The following is a 22,447-nucleotide window of genomic DNA, read 5'->3' as shown; positions in this document are numbered from 1 at the left end:
TCGTCAGATCGATTCGGTCGCGCCGGCTTCGACGCCGGAGAGGGCGTCGTTGAGCGCGTTGTGCTTGCGGTCGCGCAGTCGTGCGCGTTCCTGGTAGGCCTCGGGGCCCGCGCCGTAGGCGGACTCGGTCTGCTCGACGATCGAGGCGATGGTGCTCTCGTCGAGCGTCGGACGGCCCAGCTCGGCCCAGCGGTCCGCCATGCCCACGCCGAGGTGGGCCATCATGTGCCGGATGCCGCCGGGCCCGCCGCCGAGGTGGAAGCTCTCGAACGGGCCGATGGTCGCGTAGCGGCCGCCCAGCGACGCCTTCATCACGGTGTCGAGCTCCGCGGCCGACACCACGCCCTGCTGCACCAGCGAGATCGACTCCCGCATCAGGGCGCTCTGCAGCCGGTTCGCGACGAACCCGGAGACCTCCTTGTGGATGCGCACCGGGGTCTTGCCCAGGTCGCGGTAGAAGGCGATGGCCTCCTGCACGACGTCCTCGGCGGTCGTGCCGGGCACGATCTCCACCAGTGGCACCACCTGCGGCGGGTTGAACGGGTGGGCGATCAGCAGCCGCGCGGCCACCTCCTCGGGCAGCTCGGCGGCGATGGCCGAGGCCACGATCCCGGAGCTGGAGGAGGCCAGGATCGCCTCGGCCGGGGCGTGCCGGGCGATCTCCGCGAACAGCTCCTGCTTGAACTCCACCCGCTCCGGGCCGTTCTCCTGCACCAGCTGAGCGTTCTCGACGGCCTTGGCGAGGTCGTCGGTCGCCTCGATGCGGCCGCGCAGCACCGCGACCTCGGCGCCCGGGATGCTCTCGGCGAGCATCGGCAGCGCCTCGTCGATGGCGGCGTCGAGGTCGTCGCGCGGATCGGTCACCCGGACCCGCAGCCCGGCGTGCGCGAACAGCGCCGCCCAGGCCAGGCCGATGGTCCCGGCGCCGACCACCGCGACGTCCGTCCACTTCGGATTCATGACTGCTTCCTCTCCGCCAGGTAGTCGTGCACGGGCTCGACTCCCGACAGCGTGAGATCGGTGACGATGTGGCTGGCCGAGACGACCTCGCGCACCGGCAGGTCGGCCAGCGGCGCCAGCGCGTGCTCGAACAGCTGCAACCGCGCGGGACCGGTGAAGGCCTGCTTGACGGTGATGTCGGTGATGCGGGTGCGCACCAGCTCGGCGATCCGCGGCCGGTGGTCGTAGCCCGGGACGAGCTTGAGCATGAACGTGGGCACGGTGATCTCGGCCTCGGCGGCCGCGAGATCCATCGGGAACCACTTGTAGCCCATGGTCGCCGTGGCGATCCGCTCCGAGCCGTAGTCCAGCGTCCCGACCAGCGCGGCGTGGTCGACCTTGAGCGCCGGTTCGCCCATCACCTTCGGGTAGGCGCTGGCCTCGCGGCCTGCGGCGGTGGCGGGGAAGTTGTTCAGGTACATCGCGTGCAGGTACTCGCCGCGCTCCTCGCCGAAGCGCACCGGGATGGCCTGACCGGCCTCGACGTAGGGCCCGTACGCGGTGACCTCGCCCATGTTCATGATCTCGAAGCGCACCAGCGGCTCGTCGAACTCCAGGGGCTCGGGAACCGCGGCCCGCAGCGCCTCGGGGTCGGTGCGGTAGACGACGTTGAGGTACTCGCGGTCGGTGAACCGCGCGACCGCCGGTGCGTATGCCGGGGAGGTCAGCGGTGTCGCCACCCGGCGCAGGATCTCTTCGCTGTTCATCGTCCCGTCCACTCCGGTGCTCGCTTCTCGGTGAAGGCCCGGACGCCTTCGGCGAAGTCGGCCGACTCGTAGAGCCCGCGGATCTCGCGGCGCTGGGCGGTGAACGCCTCCGGCTCGGGCAGCCGGTCGGAGTGCCGGACGACCTGCTTGACCGCGGCCAGCGCCAGCGGCGCGTTGGCGGTCAGCTCCTCGGCCAGCTCCAGCGCCGCCCGCAGCGCGGCGCCGTCGTCGGCGACCCGGTTGACCAGGCCCAGCTCGGCGGCGCGGTCGGCGGCGATGGTGCGGCCGGTCAGCAGCAGTTCCATCGCCAGGTGGTGCGGGATGCGCTTGGGCAGCCGGATCGCGCCGCCGCCCCCGGCGATGAGCCCGCGCTTGACCTCGGGCAGAGCGAAGGACGCGCCGGAGGCCGCCACCACCAGGTCGCAGGCCAGGGCGAGCTCGAAACCGCCGCCCATCGCGAAGCCCTCCACGGCGGCGATCAGCGGCTTGGCGCTGTCGAACTCGGTGATCCCGGCGAAGCCGCGGTCGCCGACGCTGGGCGATTCGCCGCGGGCGGCGGCCTTGAGGTCCATGCCCGCGCTGAAGGTGCCGGCCGCGCCGGTGAGCACGCCGACTCGCAGCTCCGGGTTCGCGTCGAGCTCGTCGACGGCGGCGGCGATGCCGTGCGCGACGTCGGCGTTGACCGCGTTGCGCGCCTCGGGACGGTTGAGGGTGATGATCAGGACGGTGCCGCGGGTCTCGGTCCGCACGGCCGTGTTCGGGGTGCTCATGCCGCTTCTCCCTCGTTGTGCTCGTCGAGCTCGGCGAAGACGTCGTCGGTGTCCTGGCCGGGGATCGGGGGGTGCAGCCGGATCGAGGCCGGGGTGGCCGAGAACTGCATCGGCACGCCCACCTGGCGGTAGGTGCCCTCGGTGGGGTGCTCGGCGACGTCGAGCAGGTGGCCTTCCCGCACGTAGGGGTCGTCGGCGGCTTCGTCGAGGCGCAGGACCGGGCCGACCGGGATGCTGCACTCGGTGCAGACGCGGAGCCACTCGTCCGTGGTCAGGTTCGGCGTCACCGACTCCATGAGCTCGACCAGCGCGGTGCCGTCCCGTCGTGTGTCGATGTAGTCGCCGGCGATGCGCGGGTCCTCGGCCAGGTCGGGGCGCCCGGCGGCGGCGAACAGGTCGCGGAAGTTCTTCGGCGAGTAGGGCATGATCATCGCGTAGCCGTCCTTGGTGGGACGGGCGCGGTGGCCGACGTTCATCGACAGCGGGAACCCGGTGTCGGTCATCGGCGGCTCGTAGATCCGGCCTTGCAGGTGCTCGACCAGGTTGAACGCCAGCATCGTGTCGGCCATCGGGACCTCGACCAGCTGGCCCTGCCCGGTCGCGCGCTGGTGCACCAGGGCGGCCAGCGCGGAGTAGACGATGGTCAGCGCGGCGACCTTGTCGCCGAAGATGCTCGGCAGCACCACGGGCTTGCCGATGTCCCCGGCGCGCTGGGCGACGTCGAGCAGTCCGGAGGCGGCCTGCACGGTCTCGTCGTAGGCGGCGAGCTCGGCGCGGTCGGAGTCCGGGCGGAACCCCTGGGCGTGGGTGTAGATCAGGTGCGGGTTGTCGGCGGCGAGGCTCTCGTAGTCCATGCCGAGCCTGCGCAGCGCGTTGATCCGCATGTTGGTGATGAGGATGTCGGCGCTGCCGATGAGGTCGCGGGCGCGCTGGGCGTCGTCGGCGTCCTTGAGGTTGAGCGCGACGCTGCGCTTGTTGCGGTTGACGTTCATCGCCAGCGGCGTCATGCCGGGGGTGCGGTGAATGGGGCCGATCCGCGCGGTGTCCTTCGGCGACTCGATCTTGATCACGTCGGCGCCGAGATCGCCGAGGATCTGGGCCGCGTACGGTCCCATGACCACTGTCGCCATGTCGATGACGCGCACGCCGGCCAGCGGGCCGGAGGCGTTGTCGGCGGGGGTTGTCATCACCACTCCTAGTGCGTCGGGAATGCATCCCGAATCGACTTGTTTGCTTCGCTAACAACGTTAGGTCCGCAGTGGAGCGGTGTTCAATTGATCAGTGGAACCGTATCGCGAACAATGGCGTGACCGCAGCGGTCACGCCACCGGATCGGCCAGGAATTGCTTCGCTTCGTCGATGAGTTCCTGCAGGTCGAGCTGCACTTCTGTGCGGTCCTGACGCCAAATCAGGCCGGTTGCGAGACTGGGGGAGAAGTCCTGGATGGGCAGCACGGTGATGCTGTCGTCACGCAGTTTCTGCATTCCGCTTCTCGGATCCAGCATCGAAATCGCGAATGCGCCTCCGTTGGCGATGACCTCCGCCGTGCTGCCGTAATCACCGGTGTCCAGAGTCATCCTGCGGTGTATTCCGGCGGCGCTCAGCCGCGCCTCCAGCTCGTCCCAGTAGTCCGGCAGCATCCGCGCGGCCGGGCGCACGTAGGTCAGGCCCACCAGCTCGTGCAGCGACACCGATTCGCGGCCGGCGAAGTCGGGCGCGGGCAGCACCGCGCCCAGCGGCTCGCGCATCAGCTCGGCGACCTCGATGCCCTCGGCGTGCACCGGCAGGTGCACCAGCGCCATCGCCAGCTCACCGCGCTGCACGCCGAGCAGCAGCTCGCGGCTGCCGCCGGGCCAGCGCTTGAGGTCGCACACCTCGGCGCAGCGGCGGGTGAAGCCGGTCAGCCGCTCCCGCAGCGTCGAGTGCAACCCGGGCGGCACCCCGAGGTACACGACCGGGCGGGTGCGCCCGATCGCCTCCCGCAGTCGCCACGGCACGTCGTCGAAGCGGCTCAGCGCCTCCCGCGCGATCGGGAGCAGGGAGCTGCCGGCGTCGGTCAGCTGCACGTGGTGCGAGTCGCGCTCGAACAGCACCACCCCGAGCTCCCGTTCGAGGTCCCGGATCCGCTGGCTCAGCGGTGAGGTCGCCATGTGCAACGACCGCGCGGCCCCCGAGAAGCTCAGCTTCTCCGCCACGGCCACGAAGTACCGCAGATGAAAGATCTCCATCGCGCACCAACATTACGCCGTCCGGCCCAACGCACCGGTCCACACCACCAACCCCACCTCACCCAGCACCCAAAACCCGACCTCCACCCACCCGTTCGAAAACCCCGGTTTTCGCGTGTCGAAAACCCCGGTTTTCGCGCGATGAAAACCGGGGTTTTCGAACGGGGGTCGCTCGGACGGGTGGGGCGGCCCGGGGGTCAGCTGGTGATGTCCTTGTGGTTGAAGCGCCAGAGGGCGAGGACCGTGAAGACCGCGGCGTAGGAGACGGCTGAGAAGGAACCGGTGATCATCGACGAGGGGTCGACGTCCTCGCTGAGCAGGTCCGAGTAGGCCGTGGAGAAGTGGGTGGGCAGGTAGTTGCGGAGGTCTCCCAGGGCGGAGATCTGGTCGATGATCTCCGAGAGGATGGAGATCAGGACCGCGCCGCCCACCGCGCCCAGCGGGGCGTCGGTGTTGACGCTGAGGAACAGCGCCAGCCCGGCGATCCAGCTGAGGTGGATCCCGACGTAGAGCGTCGCCAGGGCCAGGCTCAGCACCCCGCGCGGGAACGTCAGCGCCTCGCCGGTGGTGCTGATCAGGTCGCCGGTGCCGAACCAGAACACGCCCACCGCCAGCGCCACGCCGACCAGCAGGACGATGCCGAGCGCCGACAGCAGCGCCGCGACCTTCGCCTTCTGCCGCAGCAGCCGCATCCGCGGCACCGGCGCGGCCAGCAGGTACTTCAGGCTCGACCACGACGCCTCGCTGGCCACCGTGTCCCCGAAGAACAGCGCCACGACCACGACCAGCAGGAACCCGGTCGAGGCGAACAGCGTGAACACCGCGAAGTTCAGCCCGCTCGCGGTCGCGACGTCGGCGAACGTGCGCCCGCCCCGCGAGTTGTCCTCGCCGAGCTCGAACGCCGCGAGCAGCAGCAGCGGCAGCAGCACCAGGAACGCCAGCGTCAGCCTGGTGCGAGCCCGGCGAAGCTGCCGGGCCAGCTCGACCCGCAGCGGCAGCGTGCGCTTGGCCGAGTAGCCCTCGACGGCGCCGTCGGCCTGCGGCACGCCGAGCTTCGGCGTGCGCACCAGCGCGGTCTCGGGCTTCGCCACGACCACCTCGGTGGACGTGGTGGTGTCGTCGTCGCTCACCGCTGATCCTCTCCGACGAGCTGCAGGAAGGCGTCCTCCAGGCGGCGCCGCGGGCCCACCTGGTGCACCGCGACACCGGCCGCGACCAGCACGTTCACCGCCACCGCCGCCTGGTGGCCCGCGAGGTCGGCGTGCACCAGGTCGCCGTCGATCTCGATGTGGCCCATGCCCTCGACGGTGCGCAGCGTCTCGGCGGCCAGCTCCGGGTCGTCGACCCGGAAGGTCGCCTCCCCGTTGACGGCCATGATTTCGGCGACCGTTCCCTCGGCGACCAGCTTGCCGTGCTGCATCACGACCACGTGCGTGCAGGTCTGCTCGACCTCGGCCAGCAGGTGGCTGGAGACCAGCACCGCGCGGCCGGTGGCGGCGTAGCGGCGCAGGATCTCGCGCATCTGGTGGATCTGCGGCGGGTCGAGCCCGTTGGTCGGCTCGTCGAGCACCAGCAGCTCCGGCAGCCCGAGCATCGCCTGCGCGATCGCCAGCCGCTGCTTCATGCCCTGGCTGTAGGTGCGCACCTTGCGCTTGGCCGAGGACTCCAGCCCGGCGATCTGCAGCACCTCGTCCATGTGCGCCCGCAGCATCGGGCGGCCGGTCGCCGCCCAGTAGTGCCGCAGGTTGTCCAGGCCCGACAGGTGCGGCAGGAAGCCCGGTGACTCCACCAGCGCCCCGACCCGGGACAGCACCGGGGCGCCCGCCTGCAGCCGGTGCCCGAAGATCCGGACCTCGCCGCGGGTCGGCCGCAGCAGCCCCAGCAGCATCCGCAGGGTCGTGGTCTTGCCCGCGCCGTTGGGGCCGAGCAGACCCACGATCTGACCGCGCTCGACCTGGAACGACAGGTCGTCCACCGCGGCCTTCTTGCCCGGGTAGGACTTCGTCAGCCCCGAGATCACCAGCGGCGTGTCGGACAAGCGGGTGTCCGGGTCGTCGTGGAACTTGCGGCGGATCGCCGAGATCACCCACAGCAGCAGCGCCAGCAGGAACACCAGCCCGATGCCCACGAGCGGCCCGACCGGCACCGTTCCGGCGCTCGACGACGTCGCGCGCACCGACGGGATCGACACCGCGCGGTCGCCGGCCAGCGCCACCACGTGCATCGAGGGCTCCCTCGGCAGCGCGTAGGCCTGGTCGGTGGTGGCCACCGCGAGCTCGACCCGATGACCGGACTCCACCGGGTGCACGATGCCCGGCAGCGCCACGTCGAACTCCTTCGGCGTGCCGTCCGGCGGGATGTCGGTGATGTGCATCGGGGAGACGGCGTTGCCGAGCAGCTGGCGCTGCCCGTCCGGGCCGACGTCGTAGAGCTTGGCGAACAGCACCGCGTCGGTGGGCTGCGGCTGACCGGGCACCGAGGCGATGGCCAGCCGCGTGCGCGGCGTGCCGGAGATCAGCGTCTGCTCCTCCAGCGGTTTCGTGCCGAACACCGCCACCTGGCCGGGCAGGTCGCGGGCCAGCGACTGGCCGAGGCTGCCCGCCGCGTCGACGACCTGACCCGCACCGGGCAGCGAGCTCGTCGCGGCCGGTGACCCGCCCGGCGGGTTGAGCACCGGCGTGGGCTGCCCCTCCAAGGGCAGCGCGAAGCGCGGCGTCCGCGAGTCGCGCAGACCGGGGTAGCTCGGCGCGGTCATGGTGCGCACCGGGATGTCGCCGTCGCGCTGCGGCCGACCGGCGATGTCGAACTGGAACCCGGTGCCCGGGTCCGGCACCGGTGGCACGCCGCCGAGGTGGAAGGCGAACCAGTCGGCGATGCGGCCGCGCACGTCCGGGCCGGGCGGTGTGCTGTCGTGGCCGCCGGCGAACCAGATGGTCTTGACCGGCGCGCCCGCCGCGGAGATCTGCCGCGCGTTGGCGTCGGCCTGGTCCAGACCGAACAGCGTGTCCCGCTCGCCCTGCACCAGCAGCGTCGGCTGGGTGATCCGCGAGTTGTAGGTCTTGGGGGAGGACTTCGCGAGCAGGTCCAGCGTCGGCCGGCTCGCCCGGCCGTACTGGGCGACCTCCGAGTAGGCCGCGCACACCTCGCGGGTGAAGTTCCCGCAGGTCGGGAGCGCGCCGGGCTTGGGCACGCCGCCCGCCGAGAACAGCAGCCCGGTCCAGGCCTGCTTGAACACGCCGTCGGGGTTGAACGAGCCGCCCGCCGGGGTGGCGCCGCCGATGCGCACCTGACCGGCGTTGTTGGGCAGCAGCGCCTGGCCCAGGTCGTTGTAGGTCATCGCCGGAGCGATCGCGTCCACCCGCGGATCGGTCCCGGCCAGCATCAGCGCGAGCGCGCCGCCGTAGGAGGCGCCGGTGACGCCGACGCGGGGATCGCCGTCGCGGTCGCGCAGCACCTCCGGCTGGCGGGCCATCCAGTCCAGCAGCTGCCGGGCGTCGGCGACCTCGTAGTCCGGCGAGTTCAGCCCGATCTGCCCGGTGCTGCGGCCGAACCCGCGCGCCGAGTAGGTCAGCACGGTGAATCCTCGCGCGACGAGTTCCCGCGCCTGCTGGTCGGTTTCGTCCTTGCTGCCGCCGAAGCCGTGCGCGAGCAGGATCGCCGGAGCGGGGGTGTCGACGGGGGAGTGCAGCGTGACGTCGATCTGCACGCGCTCGGTGCCGCTGGGCCCGTCGAGCACGTCGACCATGGCCTCTCTCGGCGCCGGTGGCTGCGCCGCGGGTTGCGGCGGCTGCACCTGGCCGGACCACAGGAACGCCCCCAGCACCACTAAGAGGATGCAGGGCAGGGCGAGCAGGGCCAGGCCGGTGCGACGACGGGGGGAGGCGGACACGCCATCGACAGTAGGGGAACGGAGCGGCACCGGTTTCATCCAGACGCGGGGGGAAGGCAAGACGCTATGAACCAGAGACCAAAGCGCAATCGGACACCTCGTCGTGCCCGCCGGAGTGTGGTCTCCGCCGCATCCCCGCGTGCGGTGCTCGTGTGATCGAGCCGACGTGATCCTAACGATCAACGGCCGGGGTGCAACGGGTCCGTCTCGCTCAGTCCGGGGCGTCCGCATTGCCCCGTTCGGCGGTGCCACCTAGGTTCAGATCGTGATTTTCAGTGCGAGTGGTCACCCCGCCTGGTGCGGAGACCCCGGCATACGTGACAATCTTGACGACTGGTGGAGGGGAGTATTCCTTCGCAGCGGTGCCGTCATCACGGAACTTGCCTGGTCAAGCCCGGTGCCGCTGGCCGATGAGGTGGATGATCGGTGGAAGAGACCTCCGGTCTCGGACGTGTTCGCCCTGAACCGGAGGTGATTGATGGGTGCCGACCTGATGCTGCGCGCGGCTCAAGCCCAGCAGCAAGCAGTCGACACGATGCACGTGCATTGGTGGGTGTGGGCAGCGACCCTGGGCGGACTCGCCCTGCTCCTGCTGCTCGACCTGGTGATCGTCGACCGCAAACCGCACGAGGTGACCACCGCTGAGGCGGCCAAGTGGGTCACCTTCTACATCGCCTGCGCGGTCCTGTTCGGCATCGGTGTCTGGATCTTCGGCGACCAGCACTTCGCCATCGAGTTCTTCACCGGTTACATCACCGAGTACTCGTTGAGCGTGGACAACCTGTTCATCTTCATGGTGATCATGTCCAGCTTCGCGGTGCCGTCGATCCACCAGCACAAGGTGCTGCTGATCGGCATCCTGCTTGCGCTGCTGATGCGCGGCATCTTCATCGCCGTCGGCGCCGCTCTGATCGCCCAGTTCGTGTGGATCTTCTTCATCTTCGGCGGCTTCCTGATCTGGACCGCGGTCAGCATGGTCCGCAAGAAGGACGAGGAAGAGGAGTACAAGGAGAACGCGGTCGTCCGCTGGGTTCGCAAGGTGTTCCCGGTGACCGACGACTACCACGAGGCCAAGTCCTCGGTGAAGATCGACGGCAAGCGGTACCTGACGCCGATGTTCGTGGTCATCGTGGCCATCGGCAGCGCCGACCTGCTGTTCGCCGTGGACTCGATCCCGGCGATCTTCGGCATCACCCAGGACCCGTTCCTGGTGTTCACCGCCAACGCGTTCGCGCTGATGGGTCTGCGGCAGCTGTACTTCCTGCTCGGCGGCCTGGTGGACAAGCTGGTGTACTTGTCGGTCGGCCTGGCGGTCATCCTCGGCTTCATCGGCCTGAAGCTGATCCTGCACGCGTTCCACGAGTACCACCTGGTGCCGGAGTGGGCGGAGATCAACAACTGGATGTCGCTGAGCTTCATCGTGCTGACCCTGGCGATCACCACCTGGGCCAGCCTCGCCAAGTCCAAGCGGGACGAGGCGGCGGCGGAAGCCGAAGCCAACAAGGGCTGACACCTGGCACGAGAAGTCCCCTCCGGATCCGTCCGGAGGGGACTTCTTCACGTCCGCGGGTCGACGAGCGGGGCGGTCAGTCGAGGAGGGTGTAGCTGAGCTCTTGGCAGACCCTGCCGAGGGGGACGTCGAGACCCGGGTGGCTGAGGGGGAGGAGGACGTCCGGGGTGTCCGGGAGGGCCGTGTCCGCTGGCGGGTCCCAGAGGCACACCGAGGGTTGGCCCGAGTCCATCGCGGAGCGGTACCAGAGGCCGTCGAGTTCCGGGTAGGACGCCCTGATGGCTCGGGCCCAGGCCTGGGTGCGGGATTTGGGGCCGCTGCTGATGGCTTGGGAGGCGCCGGCTCGGGTGGGCCAGAGGCCCGTGAGGTCGAGCAGGCGGAGCGTCCGGCGTGGACGGAACAGGACCAGGTGCGGGCTGCGGGTTCGGCGGTCCACCGTGGACGTCGCTTGGTAGACCTCGGCGATGCAGGTCTGGACCGAGAGCGAGAAGTAGAGGACCCCGTGCTCGCGGGTGATCGTGGGCCCGCCCTGCGAGTTGGGCAGGTGCGGGTCGAAGCGGGCGTGCGGCAGCGGCCCCGCGTAGCGGAAGCTGTTCCACTGCTGCGGGTGCGCGCCACCGGAGGTGAACACGCGCGCGAGCCTGGTGCCCGCGGGTACTGCGATCACGTCCTCCGCGCGGCGGAGGATCGCCTGCAGCGCTGCAGGAGCAGGCGGCTGGGGGAGCCGTGCCAAGGTGTGTCCGTCCCGGTGGTGGTCGCGGTGGGGCTGGTCAGGCTGGGGTGCCGATGGCGGCCGCGAGCTCGGCGACCCGCTGCGGGTCACCCCCTGCCAGCAGCCACTCCCGCGGGCTCACCGGTCTGTCGTGGATCTCCAGGTCTTCCTGCGGCGTGGTCATGAAGTTGGCCAGCACGAGCGCGGGCTGGTCGGCGGGCATCCAGGCCAGCACGACGTCCAGACCGGGCAGCACGTCGGAGTCGCCGAACTGCCACGCGGGCAGCCGCCAGCCGCCGCGGTCCTTCCAGCCGATCAGGCGTCGTTCGCCGATGCGGTGGCGGATGCGGCTGGTGTCGACGCCGATGCGGGCGGCGGCCTGCCCGACCGACAGCGCGGTGTCGCGCAGGACGGTCTGCTCGGCGACGGTGCGCGCGCGGGGGTCGGCCTCGTCCGCGTCCAGCGGGCGCAGGTCGAGGCCGGCGCCGGTGAGGGCGTCGCGCTCCGCTCCGGTGAAGTGCGCGGCTGGGTCGACCTGCGGCGAGGTGAGCTTCTTGGCTGCGTCCTCGACGAGGGTGAGGAACTCGTTGGCGGTGACCTTCAAACCGGCCCGGGCCAACACGGTCTCCAGCGCGGCTGACATGACCCCAGGATACCGCAGAGCGCACGAAATGCGTGCGCGAACGTGCGCCGGTGCCGAACGCTCACCGCGTGTAGCACTGATGTTGCAGATGGTGACGACGAGGTTGCTCTGACCGGATTCACCCCGGTGCGGCGTCCGTGTCCTCGATCGCCCGGCAGGTGGGATCGGCCGACTGCGAAGTGTCGGCGAATCGCCTCTTGACGGGGGCGCCGTTGGATCGTTGACTGGACGTACCGACTGGTCGGTCTCACTGTGGAGGTGGCGTGTTGGGCAGCCCGTACGACGAACGACCGTGGCTGGATCTCTACGAAGGTGATCTCCCGTCCGAGATCCGGCCGCGGCACGCCACCATGGTCGAGCTCTTCGCCGACGCGGTCCGCGCGAATCCCGACGGGCTCGCCCTGACCTACTTCGACGGGCGGCTGACCTTCGCCGAGCTGGACGACCTCAGCAACGGACTCGCCCGCCACCTCGCCGACAGCGGCGTGGCCCCCGGCGACCGGGTCGCGGTCTACCTGCAGAACGTCCCGCAGTTCGCGATCGCCGTGCTCGCCGGCTGGAAGGCCGGGGCCATCGTCGTCCCGCTCAACCCGATGTACCGGACGCACGAGCTCACCAAGATCCTCGGCGACTCGCGGCCCAAGGCCGTGATCTCCTCCGAGCAGGGCTGGCACGACGTCGTCGGCGGCGTCGCCACCGCGCTGGAGATCGGCATCGCCATCACCACCAGCGAGCTCGACCTGCAGACCCGGCACGACCCGCGGCTGTTCTCCCGGTCCGAGCGCCGCCCCGCGGCCGGAACCGTCGACCTGCTCGCGGTGGCCCGCGCGCGTTCCGGCGAACGCCCGCCGGAGATCTCGCCGCAGGCCTCCGACATCGCGCTGCTCGTCTACACCTCCGGCACCAGCGGAGTCCCCAAGGGCGCCACCAACACCCACGGCAACGTCGTGTTCAACGCCGAGGGCACCGCGCTGCGGCTGGACGAGGACACCCCGGGCGGGATCTTCGCGCTCGCGCCGCTGTTCCACATCACCGGCCTGGTCGTGCAGTTCGCCGCCGCGCTGGCCGCCGGCCGCCAGCTCGACCTCGCGTACCGCTTCGAGCCCGGTGTCGTGCTCGACGCCCTCGCCGAGCACCGCCCCGCGTTCATGGTCGGCCCGTCCACCGCCTACATGGCGCTGATGAACCACGCCGGGGTCACGCCCGAGCACTTCGCCTCGCTGAAGATGGTGCACTCCGGCGGTGCGCCGCTGCCCTCGGCGGTCGTGGAGTCCTTCCGGGAGCGCTTCGGCCTCTACATCCGCAACGGCTACGGCCTCACCGAGACCACCGCGACCGCCACCTCCGTGCCGCTGGGCAAGGAGGCCCCGGTCGACGCCGCCTCCGGCACCCTCGCCGTCGGCGTGCCCACCTACAACACCGTGCTGCGCGTCGTCGACGAGGACGGCGCCGACCTGCCCGTCGGCGAGGTCGGTGAGATCGTCATCGAGGGGCCGATGGTGGTCCCCGCCTACTGGAACAAGCCCGACGAGACCGCCGCGAGCATCCGCGACGGCCGGTTGCACACCGGCGACGTGGGGTTCATGGACGAGCAGGGCTGGTTCTACGTGGTGGACCGGAAGAAGGACATGATCAACGCCTCGGGGTTCAAGGTCTGGCCGCGCGAGGTCGAGGACGTCCTCTACGGGCACCCCGCGGTGCGCGAAGCCGCCGTCGTCGGCGTGCCCGACGCCTACCGCGGCGAGACCGTGAAGGCATTCATCAGCCTGACCCGCGACAGCTCCGCCACCGGCGAGGAGCTCGTCGAGCACTGCAAGCGGCAGCTCGCCGCCTACAAGTACCCGCGGAGCGTCGAGATCCTCGACGAGCTCCCGAAGACCGCGACCGGCAAGATCCTGCGCCGACAGCTGCGCGACGCGGCGCGAGCCGGCGAGTGACACGGAAGGAAGAAGCATTGAGCAAGCGTTTCGACGGACGAGTGGCGATCGTGACCGGTGCCAGCCGGGGAATCGGGCTGGCCATCGCCGAGCGCCTGGTCGCCGAGGGCGCCAAGGTCACCATCACCGCCCGCAAGCCGGAACCGCTGGCCGAGGCGGTGGAGGGCCTGGGCGAGGAGAACGCGCTGGGCATCGCGGGCAAGGCCGACGACCTCGACCACCAGGCCGAGGTCGTCGCCAAGACCCAGGAGGCCTTCGGCCGGGTCGACGTGCTGGTCAACAACACCGGCATCAACCCCGCCTTCGGCCCGATGATCGACCTCGACCACGGGGTCGCGTCCAAGACCTTCCAGGTCAACGTGCTGGCCGCGCTGTCGTGGACCCAGCAGGTGTTCCGGGCCGGGATGGCCGAGCACGGCGGTTCGGTGCTCAACGTGTCCTCGGTGGCGGGCCTCAACCCCGCGCCCGGCATCGGCTTCTACGGCGCGACCAAGGCGATGCTCGCGCACATGACCCAGGAGCTCGCGGTCGAGCTCGCGCCGAAGGTGCGGGTCAACGCGATCGCCCCGGCCGTGGTCAAGACGAAGTTCGCCACCGCGCTCTACGCCGACAACGAGGCCGAGGTGGCCTCCGGATACCCGTTGGGGCGCTTGGGGATTCCCTCCGACATCTCCGGTGCGGCGGCGTTCCTGCTCTCCGAGGAAGCCTCCTGGATCACCGGTCAGATCCTGGTCCTCGACGGCGGTTCGACCCTGAAGGGCGGTATGTGACGTGGAGTTCGCCGATTCGGTCGTGATCATCACCGGTGCCGGCAACGGCATCGGGGCCGCGATGGCCCGCAAGTTCGCCGCGCTCGGCGCGAGAACCGTTCTGGCGGACCTCGATTCGGCCGCGGTGAGCTCGGTCGCCGACGAGGTCGGCGGCCTCGCGGTGCCCGGTGACGTCGCGAGCGAGCAGGGCGTGACCGCGCTCGTCGAGGCCGCGATGGCCGAGCACGGCCGGATCGACGTGTTCTGCGCCAACGCCGGCATCGGCCGCAACGGCGGCCCGGAGGCCGACGAGGACGCCTGGGCCGCCTCGTGGGAGGTCAACGTGATGTCTCACGTGCGCGCGGCCCGGGCGGTGCTGCCGCACTGGCTGGAGCGCGGGAAGGGGCATTTCCTCGGCACGGCCTCGGCGGCGGGCCTGCTCACGATGCTCGGCTCCGCGCCGTACTCGGTGACCAAGCACGCCGCGGTCGCCTTCGCCGAGTACCTCTCCATCACCTACGCGGACAAGGGCATCACCGCGCAGGCGCTGTGCCCGCAGGGCGTGCGGACCCAGCTGCTGGAGGCCACCGGCGAGACCGGCCAGATCCTCATGGGCGCCACCGCCATCGAGGCCACCGACGTGGCCGAGATGGTGGCCGAGAAGCTGGGCGGTGACGAGTTCCTGATCCTGCCGCACCCCGAGGTCGCCGACTACTACGCGTTGCGCGCAGCCCAGCCCGAGCGCTGGCAGAGCGGCATGCGCAAGCTGCAGCGCAAGGTCGAAGAACGACCCGTCTAGGCTTGTGGGAACGCATCGACGAGGGAGGAACGATGGCGCGGTCGGCCAACGCACGCACGTCCACCGCTGCGGAGGCGGGCACCGAACCGGTGCCGCAGCGATTGCTGGCCGTAGCCACCCGGCTGTTCGCCGAGCAGGGCTTCGAAGCCACCTCGGTGCAGCAGATCGTCGATGCGGCGGGCGTCACCAAGGGCGCGATGTACCACTACTTCGGCTCCAAGGACGACCTGCTCTACGAGATCTACGCCCGGGTGCTGCGCGATCAGCAGGCGCGGCTGGACAGCGCGGCCGAGAGCGATTCCCCCGTCCAGGAGCGGCTGCACGCGGCCGCGTCGGACGTCGTGGCCACCACGGCGGCCAACCTGGAGGACACGATCATCTTCTTCCGGTCGATGCACCTGCTGCACCCCGACAAGCAGGCCGAGGTGCGCGCCGAGCGGCGCCGCTACCACGAGCGGGTACGCGGGCTGATCGAGGAGGGGCAGACCAGCGGGGTGTTCCGCACCGACAAGCAGGCGGACCTGGTGGTGGACTTCTTCTTCGGCGCGGTGCACCACCTCGGCACCTGGTTCCGCGAGGACGGCAAGCTCACCGGTGAGGAGGTCGGCGAGCACTTCGCGGATCTCCTCATCGACTCGCTGCGGCCCTAGTTTCCGTCCTGTTTCGTTCCGGCGCCGGGGCTTGTGGCGCCGGTGCCGGAGCGGTTGGCTACCGCTGGCATGTCACCGGCCGGCGGGAGTGACCCGTGAGCGAGACCGAAGCGGCGCGCACGTCGCGCCTGGACCGAGCGCTCAACCTGATCGAGCGGATCGGCAACAGGCTCCCCGAACCGTTCATCCTGTTCGGACTGCTGTTCCTGGTCGTGGCCGTGGTGTCCACGGCGATCGCGGCGTTCGGCGTCAGCGTGACCATCCCCGGTGCTGAGAAGGCGACGCCGATCCGCGGCGCGTTCACCGGTGAGGGACTGGAGTTCCTTTTCACGAAGATGGCGGAGAACTTCATCGGGTTCCCGCCGCTGGAGACCGTCGTCACGATCATGCTCGCGGTCGGCCTCGCCGAGCGCACCGGTCTGCTGACGGCGCTGATCAGGGCCTTCTTCGGCAGCGCGCGCGGATCGGTGCTGCCCTACGCGGTGGGCCTGGTCGGGGTCAGCGCGAGCGTGATGGCCGACTCGGCGATGATCATCATCCCGCCGCTGGCGGCGCTGGTGTTCAAGGCCGCCGGCCGGCATCCCGTCGCGGGCCTGCTGGGCGGGTTCGCCGCGACCGGTGCCGGGTACTCGACGTCGATCGTCGTGACCAGCCTGGACGCGCTGTTCTCCGGGATCAGCAACAAGGTGGCCGAGACGCTGCCGGAGCCGGGAACGCTGGTCACGCCGGTGTCGAACTACTACTTCAACGCCGTCTCGGCGGTCCTGCTGGGGTTGCTGGCCGGGTTCCTCATCGACCGGCTCATCGAGCCGCGCCTGGTCCGCGGCGGTGTACCCCGCGAGGCCGCCGACGGGGAGCAGGACGCCGATCTCCAGGTCGCGCTCGAACCGGCCGAGCGGCGGGGGCTCGTGCGGGCCGGGATGGCGTTCCTGGTCGCGACGGCGCTGGTGCTGCTGCTGGTGTTCTGGCCGGACTCGCCGCTGGCCAACTCCGACGGCGGGTTCCTGCCGGACTCGCCGCTGATGGACTCGGTGACCACGCTGATCTTCCTCGGCTTCGCGATACCGGCCATCGCCTACGGCGCGCAGGCCGGGTCGATCACGCGGGCCGCCGACGTGCCGCGGCTGATGGCGCTGGCGCTGCGCGACCTGACCGGGTTCCTGGTGCTGGCGTTCATGCTGGGGCAGTTCATCGCGCTGTTCAACTGGACGAATCTCGGTTCGCTGGTGGCGGTTTCGGGTGCCGACCTGCTGCAGTCGCTGAACCTGGACGGCTATCCGGCGTTCCTCGGGTTCATGCTGCTGGCGTCGCTGCTGAACCTGTTCATCATCTCCGGGTCGAGCCTGTGGACGCTGATGGCGGCGGTGTTCGTGCCGATGTTCGCGCTGCTGGGGTTCGAGCCCGGTTTCGCGCAGGCGGCGTTCCGCGTCGGCGACTCCGCCACACAGATCATGACACCCCTGAACCCCTACATGATCATCATCCTGGGCTACCTCCGCCGCTACGAGCCCGACGCGGGCATCGGCACCCTGGTCGCCCGGATGGTTCCCTTCGTCGTCCCGTTCTGGCTCCTCTGGGCCCTGATCATGACGATCTTCTACTTCTTCGACCTGCCATTGGGACCGGGCATGGGCATCCACATCCACCCATGACGACCGAAACCACAGCAGTCCGCACCGGAGGCGATAGGGGGACGCAGTTTTCATGAAAACCTCCCCTGAGCGAGGTCCCCGGAGGAGGGACGGTTCTCATGAGAACTGTCCCTCGGGGACGACGACCGGAGTACTGGAGTCTTCGGTGAAACTCCTGGTGGGGAGGTTGTGGGGTGGTGAGGTTTTCATGAGAACCTCCCGTTGGGAACGTATTCCGGGGTGGGGAAGTTTTCATGAAAACTTCCCCACCCCGGAATGTGGAGTGGTGTCTGGTTGTGGAGGTGGGGGTGAAGTTCCGGTTGAAACTTCAGCACCGCCTGGTGAGGGTCAGAGGAGGACGCGGGAGAGGAACTCCGCCACGCAGGCGGGCTTTTCGGCGCCCTCGATCTCGACCACGGCCTTGACCGCGAGCTGCAGGCCGCCTTCGATCTCGGTGACGTCGATGAGCTGCGTCGTCGAGCGGACTCGGGCGCCGACCGGGACCGGCGACGGGAAGCGGACCTTGTTGAGCCCGTAGTTGATGCCCATCTTGACGTTGTCGACCCGGAAGGTCTCCGAGTTCAGCTTGGGCAGCAGGCTCAGCGTCAGGAAGCCGTGGGCGATCGGACCGCCGAACGGGCCCGCCTCGGCCTTCTCGACGTCGACGTGGATCCACTGGTGGTCGTGGGTGGCGTCGGCGAAGGTGTTGACCTGCTCCTGGGTGATGGTCAGCCACTCGCTGGTGCCCAGCTCCTGGCCCTTGGCGGCCAGGATCTCTTCCTTGCTGGCGAAAACCTTCATGCGCTTCCTCCGGGAAGGTCGACGAGTTCGGCGATCCGGGCCCGGTGGACCTCGGCGATGCCGAAGGTGAGCTGCGAGCTCTTCGCGCGCCCCAGGTACAGGTGCGCCGGGTGCTCCCAGGTCATGCCGATGCCGCCGTGCAGCTGCAGGTGCTCCTCGGCGGCGCGGACCACGAGGTCGGAGACGTAGGCCTGGGCCAGCGCCACCGCCAGCTCCTCCTCGCTGCCCGAGGCCAGCGCGTCGGAGGCGTTGCGGGACACCGCCCGCGCCATGCTGATCTTGGTCCACAGGTCGGCCAGCCGGTGCTTGATCGCCTGGAACGACCCGATCTGCCTGCCGAACTGGTAGCGGGTCTTGCCGTACTCGACGGTGGTGTCCAGGCAGTGCTGGGCGAGTCCGACCTGCTCGGCGGCCAGCATCCCGGCCGCCGTGACCAGCGCCCGGCGCACGGCGGCCTCGGCCTCCGCGCCGGAGGCGATGCGCTGACCGGGCGTGCCGTCGAGCTCCAGCGTGCCGAAGCGGCGGGTCAGGTCCAGCGGAGTGGTCGGCGTGCGCGTGGCCGCCGCGGCCTCCACCAGGTACAGCGCCGACCCGTCGGCGTCGACGGCCGGGACCACCACGTGGTCGGCGACCTCCAGGTCCACCACGGCCGACACCCGGCCGGTCAGCGCGGAGCTCTCGGCTTTGACGGCCTGCGGGAACGGCGCGTGCGGAGCGGTGGTGAGTCCGACCGCGAGCGTGCCCACCTGCGAGCCGTCGACCAGCTGCGGCAGCACGGTCCGCTCGCGGCAGCCCACCAGCGCGGCGGTGGCCAGCACAGTGCTCAGGAACGGGACCGGGGCGACGGCGCGGCCGATCTCCTCGGCCACCACCGACAGCTCCCGCGCCGTGGCACCGGCACCGCCCAGCTCCTCGGGCACGAGCAGGCCCGCCAGGCCCATATCCCCGGCCAGCGAGCGCCACAGGTCCAGGTCGTAGGGCTCGTCGGTCTCCACGCGGGCCAGGACGGCCGTCCAGTCGCAGCGGTCCCGCAGCACCCGGCGCACGCCGGAGCGCAGGTCCTCCTCGACCTCGGTGTAGAGCAGGTCCGTCATCGCGGCAGCTCCTTCCACGGCTTGTCCTTGTCGGTGCGGATCTCCGGCGGCAGGCCGAGGACCCGCTCGGCGATGATGTTGCGGAGGACTTCCGTCGTGCCGCCCTCGATCGTGTTGCCCTTGGCCCGCAGGTAGCGGAAACCGGCGCCCCGCTTGGTGAAGTCGGTGAACTCCGGCTGGCGGAACGTCCAGTCGTCGTAGGCCAGCCCTTCCTCGCCGAGGAGCTCCAGCTGGTAGCCGGTGAGCCGCTGGTTGAGCTCGGCGAAGGCCGACTTGATCGCCGACCCCTCCGGCCCCGGCTCGCCGACGGCCATCTGCTGGCGCAGCCGGATGCTGGTCAGGCGCACCGCCTCGGCCTCCACCCACAGCTCCAGCAGCCGGTCGTGCAGGCCGGGAGTGCGCTTGTCCGGGTGCTCGCGCCACTGCTCGGCGGCGGCGCCGATCAGGCCGCTCTCGCGCGGGGGCGTGCGGCCGCCGATGGCGACGCGCTCGTTCATCAGCGTGCCCAGCGCCACCGACCAGCCCTGGCCGACCTCGCCGAGCCGCTGCGAGTCGGGGATGCGCACCCCGGTCAGGAAGACCTCGTTGAACTCGGCCTCACCGGTGATCTGCCGCAGCGGGCGGACTTCCACGCCCGGCGCGGTCATGTCGCAGATGAAGTAGGTCAGTCCCTTGTGCTTGGGCCGGTCCGGGTCGGACCGGGTCACCAGGATCGCCCAGCGAGCCTGGTGCGCCAGCGACGTCCACACCTTCTGCCCGTCCACGACCCACTCTTCGCCGTCCTCGACGGCGCGCGTGGACAGCGCCGCGAGGTCCGAACCCGCGCCCGGTTCGCTGAAGAGCTGGCACCAGATCTCCTCGCCGGTCCACAGCGGACGGAGGTAGCGGCGGCGCTGCTCGTCGTTGCCGAACTTCAGGATCGTCGGCGCGGCCATGCCCAGGCCGATGACGTTCAGGTGCGGCTGGTTGTCGGGCGCGCCCGCCTCGGCGAACGCGGCGTCGACGTCGGCCTGCAGCTCGCGGGCCGCGCCCAGCCCGCCCAGTCCCTCCGGGAAGTGCACCCACGCCAGCCCGGCGTCGAACCGGGCGCGCAGGAACTCCAATCGGTCGGTGCTCTTCGGGGGGTGCGCGGCCAGGAACTCCTCGACCCGGCCGCGCAGCTCGGTGGCGTCCACGCCGCTCACGCCTTCGGTCCGCCGGCCACGTAGATGACCTGGCCGGAGACGAAACCGGAGCGCTCGTCGGCGAAGAACGAGACGGTGTTGGCGATGTCCTCGGGCGCGCCCGCGCGCCCCACCGGGATCTGCGAGATCGCGGCGGTGGTGAAGTCCTCGAAGGACATGCCGACGCGCTCGGCGGTCGCCTTGGTCATGTCGGTGGCGATGAAGCCCGGGGCGATGGCGTTGGCGGTGATGCCGAACTTGCCCAGCTCGATCGCCAGGGTCTTGGTCAGGCCCTGCAGACCGGCCTTGGCGGTGGAGTAGTTGGCCTGGCCGCGGTTGCCCAGCGCCGAGGTCGACGACAGGTTGACGATGCGGCCCCACTTGGCCTCGACCATGTGCTTCTGGACCGCGCGGGCCATCAGGAACGAGCCGCGCAGGTGCACGCTCATGACGGTGTCCCAGTCGTCCTCGGACATCTTGAACAGCATGTTGTCGCGCAGCACGCCCGCGTTGTTGACCAGCACGGTCGGGGCACCCAGCTCGGAGGCGATCCGGTCGACGGCGGCCTGCACCTGCTCGGCGTCGGCGACGTTGGCCCCCACGGCCAGCGCCTTGCCCCCACCGGCCTCGATCGCCGAGACCGTCTCGGCGCACTGCTTCTCGTCAAGGTCGATGACGCCGACGGCGAACCCGTCTTCGGCCAGCCTCTTCGCGGTGGCGGCGCCGATCCCGCGAGCGGCACCGGTGACGATCGCGACACGACTCTCAGCCATGGACAACTCCTCGCTCTGTGCTCTTCGGTTCCCCCACCCGGTGGGTTCGTGCGATTTCAGCGGAAGTCGGGGACCCGATCTCAATGGAGATCAGGAACCCGACTTCCATTGAAATCCGGTCACCGCCCGGGGCGGGGGTTCGTTGGGGTAACGGGGGAGAGGGGTGGTGGGTTACTTCTGCTGGTACTTGCGGAGTTCGCGGCGGGCCAGGGAGCGGCGGTGGACCTCGTCCGGGCCGTCGACGATGTGCAGGGTCCGGGCGTGGGCGTAGAGCGCGGCCAGCGGGAACTCCTGCGAGACGCCTCCGCCGCCGTGGGCCTGGATGGCGCGGTCGATGACCCAGGTGGTCATCTCCGGGACGGCGACCTTGATCGCCTGGATCTCGGTGTGCGCGCCCTGGTTGCCGACGGTGTCCATCAGCCACGCGGTCTTGAGCACCAGCAGCCGGGCCTGCTCGATCTTGACGCGGGACTCGGCGATCCAGTGCTGCACCACGCCCTGCTCGGCCAGCGGCTTGCCGAACGCGACGCGCTCGGTGGTGCGCCGGCACATCAGCTCCAGCGCCCGCTCGGCCATGCCGATCGCGCGCATGCAGTGGTGGATGCGGCCCGGACCGAGCCGCGCCTGGGCGATGGCGAAGCCCTCGCCCTCACCGGAGATGACGTTCTCGACCGGCACGCGCACGTCGTTGAACACGACCTCGGCGTGGCCGCCGTGGTCGGCGTCGTCGTAGCCGAAGACGTGCATGCTGCGCTTGATCTCGACACCGGGGGTGTCCTTGGGCACCAGCACCTGGCTCTGCTGGCGGTGCCGCTCGGCGTCCGGGTCGGTCTTGCCCATCACGATGAGGATCTTGGCGCGCGGGCTCATCGCCCCGGAGGAGAACCACTTCCGGCCGTTGATGACGTAGTGGTCGCCGTCGCGGGTGATCCGGGTGCCGATGTTGGTGGCGTCGGAGGAGGCCACGTCGGGCTCGGTCATGCAGAACGCCGAGCGGATCTCGCCGTCGAGCAGCGGCTGCAGCCACTGCTTGCGCTGCGCCTCGGTGCCGAACTGGGCCAGCACCTCCATGTTCCCGGTGTCCGGCGCCGCGCAGTTGGTGGCCTCCGGCGCGAGAGCCCCGGAGCGGCCCATGATCTCGCACAGCGGCGCGTACTGGAGGTTCGTCAGCCCCGCGCCGTGCTCACCGGGCAGGAAGAGGTTCCAGAGGCCGCGCCTCTTGGCCTCGGCCTTGAGCTCCTCCATGATCGGCGGCTGCGCCGACCAGCGGTCGGGGGCCTCGTCGAGCTGCTGGTGGAACACCGGCTCGGCGGGGTAGATGTGGGAGTCCATGAAGTCCAGCAGCTCGCCCTGCAGCTGCTGGGTCTTGGCGTCGAACGCGAAATCCATCTG

20 protein-coding genes are annotated in these 22,447 nt (G+C 70.3%); 6 read left to right on the top strand and 14 right to left on the bottom strand.

Features of this window, described 5'->3' with window-relative positions; all coding sequences use genetic code 11:
* Positions 1–3 precede the first annotated feature (3 nt).
* From REH65_RS07440 to REH65_RS07410, 7 genes are all read right to left on the bottom strand, one after another.
* Positions 4–960 carry a 3-hydroxyacyl-CoA dehydrogenase NAD-binding domain-containing protein gene (locus tag REH65_RS07440; protein WP_406691828.1) on the bottom strand — a complete coding sequence of 319 codons (957 nt, stop codon included), beginning with the start codon at positions 958–960 and terminating at the stop codon, positions 4–6.
* Positions 957–1,706, bottom strand: a complete 750-nt coding sequence (locus REH65_RS07435) for an acetoacetate decarboxylase (RefSeq protein WP_406691827.1) — start codon at positions 1,704–1,706, stop codon at positions 957–959. The genes REH65_RS07440 and REH65_RS07435 overlap by 4 nt, the downstream gene beginning before the upstream one ends.
* Entirely contained in the window at positions 1,703–2,476 is a 774-nt protein-coding gene (locus REH65_RS07430) for a crotonase/enoyl-CoA hydratase family protein (protein WP_406691826.1), read from the bottom strand. The genes REH65_RS07435 and REH65_RS07430 overlap by 4 nt, the downstream gene beginning before the upstream one ends.
* Positions 2,473–3,663, bottom strand: coding sequence for a CoA transferase (locus REH65_RS07425; protein ID WP_281456113.1), 1,191 nt, complete (start codon positions 3,661–3,663; stop codon positions 2,473–2,475). The genes REH65_RS07430 and REH65_RS07425 overlap by 4 nt, the downstream gene beginning before the upstream one ends.
* 132 nt (positions 3,664–3,795) lie before the next feature.
* Positions 3,796–4,704 (bottom strand): LysR family transcriptional regulator, encoded by a 909-nt coding sequence (locus REH65_RS07420; protein WP_406691825.1) that lies wholly within the window; start codon positions 4,702–4,704, stop codon positions 3,796–3,798.
* Positions 4,705–4,901: 197 nt separating this feature from the next.
* Positions 4,902–5,801: an ABC transporter permease gene (locus REH65_RS07415; RefSeq protein ID WP_406693116.1), complete on the bottom strand. Its 900-nt coding sequence runs from the start codon at positions 5,799–5,801 to the stop codon at positions 4,902–4,904.
* 29 nt (positions 5,802–5,830) lie between these two features.
* A complete protein-coding gene (locus REH65_RS07410) occupies positions 5,831–8,449 on the bottom strand; it encodes an alpha/beta fold hydrolase (RefSeq protein ID WP_406693115.1) in 2,619 nt (872 codons plus the stop codon).
* 679 nt (positions 8,450–9,128) lie between these two features.
* Between REH65_RS07410 and REH65_RS07405 the strand changes: the two genes are divergently transcribed.
* Positions 9,129–10,103 carry a TerC family protein gene (locus REH65_RS07405; RefSeq protein ID WP_406693114.1) on the top strand — a complete coding sequence of 325 codons (975 nt, stop codon included), beginning with the start codon at positions 9,129–9,131 and terminating at the stop codon, positions 10,101–10,103.
* A 76-nt stretch (positions 10,104–10,179) separates the two neighbouring features.
* Here REH65_RS07405 and REH65_RS07400 read toward each other — a convergent pair whose 3' ends face one another.
* Together REH65_RS07400 and REH65_RS07395 are read right to left on the bottom strand one after the other, a co-directional pair.
* The gene (locus tag REH65_RS07400) at positions 10,180–10,836 is read right to left on the bottom strand and encodes an RES family NAD+ phosphorylase (RefSeq protein WP_406691824.1); all 657 of its coding nucleotides are present in this window, start codon (positions 10,834–10,836) and stop codon (positions 10,180–10,182) included.
* Between the two features lie 37 nt (positions 10,837–10,873).
* A complete protein-coding gene (locus REH65_RS07395; protein ID WP_281456110.1) occupies positions 10,874–11,458 on the bottom strand; it encodes a DNA-binding protein in 585 nt (194 codons plus the stop codon).
* A 266-nt stretch (positions 11,459–11,724) separates the two neighbouring features.
* Here REH65_RS07395 and REH65_RS07390 point away from each other — a divergent pair, with 266 nt between their 5' ends.
* From REH65_RS07390 to REH65_RS07370, 5 genes are all read left to right on the top strand, one after another.
* Positions 11,725–13,395 carry a class I adenylate-forming enzyme family protein gene (locus REH65_RS07390; RefSeq protein ID WP_406693113.1) on the top strand — a complete coding sequence of 557 codons (1,671 nt, stop codon included), beginning with the start codon at positions 11,725–11,727 and terminating at the stop codon, positions 13,393–13,395.
* Positions 13,396–13,412: 17 nt separating this feature from the next.
* Positions 13,413–14,165 (top strand): SDR family oxidoreductase, encoded by a 753-nt coding sequence (locus tag REH65_RS07385; RefSeq protein ID WP_406691823.1) that lies wholly within the window; start codon positions 13,413–13,415, stop codon positions 14,163–14,165.
* A gap of 61 nt (positions 14,166–14,226) precedes the next feature.
* On the top strand, positions 14,227–14,943 hold the full coding sequence (locus REH65_RS07380) for an SDR family oxidoreductase (RefSeq protein ID WP_406693112.1): 717 nt from the start codon (positions 14,227–14,229) through the stop codon (positions 14,941–14,943).
* A 32-nt stretch (positions 14,944–14,975) separates the two neighbouring features.
* Positions 14,976–15,593 carry a TetR/AcrR family transcriptional regulator gene (locus REH65_RS07375; protein ID WP_281456106.1) on the top strand — a complete coding sequence of 206 codons (618 nt, stop codon included), beginning with the start codon at positions 14,976–14,978 and terminating at the stop codon, positions 15,591–15,593.
* Between the two features lie 95 nt (positions 15,594–15,688).
* Positions 15,689–17,245 (top strand): AbgT family transporter, encoded by a 1,557-nt coding sequence (locus REH65_RS07370; RefSeq protein WP_406691822.1) that lies wholly within the window; start codon positions 15,689–15,691, stop codon positions 17,243–17,245.
* 327 nt (positions 17,246–17,572) lie between these two features.
* Here the strand turns inward: REH65_RS07370 and REH65_RS07365 are convergent, their stop codons facing one another.
* From REH65_RS07365 to REH65_RS07345, 5 genes are all read right to left on the bottom strand, one after another.
* On the bottom strand, positions 17,573–18,025 hold the full coding sequence (locus REH65_RS07365; RefSeq protein WP_406691821.1) for a MaoC family dehydratase: 453 nt from the start codon (positions 18,023–18,025) through the stop codon (positions 17,573–17,575).
* Complete coding sequence (locus REH65_RS07360; protein WP_406691820.1) at positions 18,022–19,119, bottom strand: acyl-CoA dehydrogenase family protein; 1,098 nt, start codon at positions 19,117–19,119, stop codon at positions 18,022–18,024. The genes REH65_RS07365 and REH65_RS07360 overlap by 4 nt, the downstream gene beginning before the upstream one ends.
* Positions 19,116–20,294 carry an acyl-CoA dehydrogenase family protein gene (locus tag REH65_RS07355; RefSeq protein WP_406693111.1) on the bottom strand — a complete coding sequence of 393 codons (1,179 nt, stop codon included), beginning with the start codon at positions 20,292–20,294 and terminating at the stop codon, positions 19,116–19,118. The genes REH65_RS07360 and REH65_RS07355 overlap by 4 nt, the downstream gene beginning before the upstream one ends.
* 5 nt (positions 20,295–20,299) lie before the next feature.
* On the bottom strand, positions 20,300–21,055 hold the full coding sequence (fabG, locus tag REH65_RS07350) for a 3-oxoacyl-ACP reductase FabG (protein ID WP_281456102.1): 756 nt from the start codon (positions 21,053–21,055) through the stop codon (positions 20,300–20,302).
* Positions 21,056–21,226: 171 nt separating this feature from the next.
* Positions 21,227–22,444 carry an acyl-CoA dehydrogenase family protein gene (locus tag REH65_RS07345; RefSeq protein WP_281456101.1) on the bottom strand — a complete coding sequence of 406 codons (1,218 nt, stop codon included), beginning with the start codon at positions 22,442–22,444 and terminating at the stop codon, positions 21,227–21,229.
* Between the last annotated feature and the right edge of the window lie 3 nt (positions 22,445–22,447).

The organism is Saccharopolyspora sp. ID03-671 (genome assembly GCF_045278815.1).
Lineage (GTDB): Bacteria > Actinomycetota > Actinomycetes > Mycobacteriales > Pseudonocardiaceae > Saccharopolyspora > Saccharopolyspora ipomoeae.
Note: the sequence above shows the minus strand (reverse complement) of the source record. Positions and strands in the feature narration are given on the sequence as shown.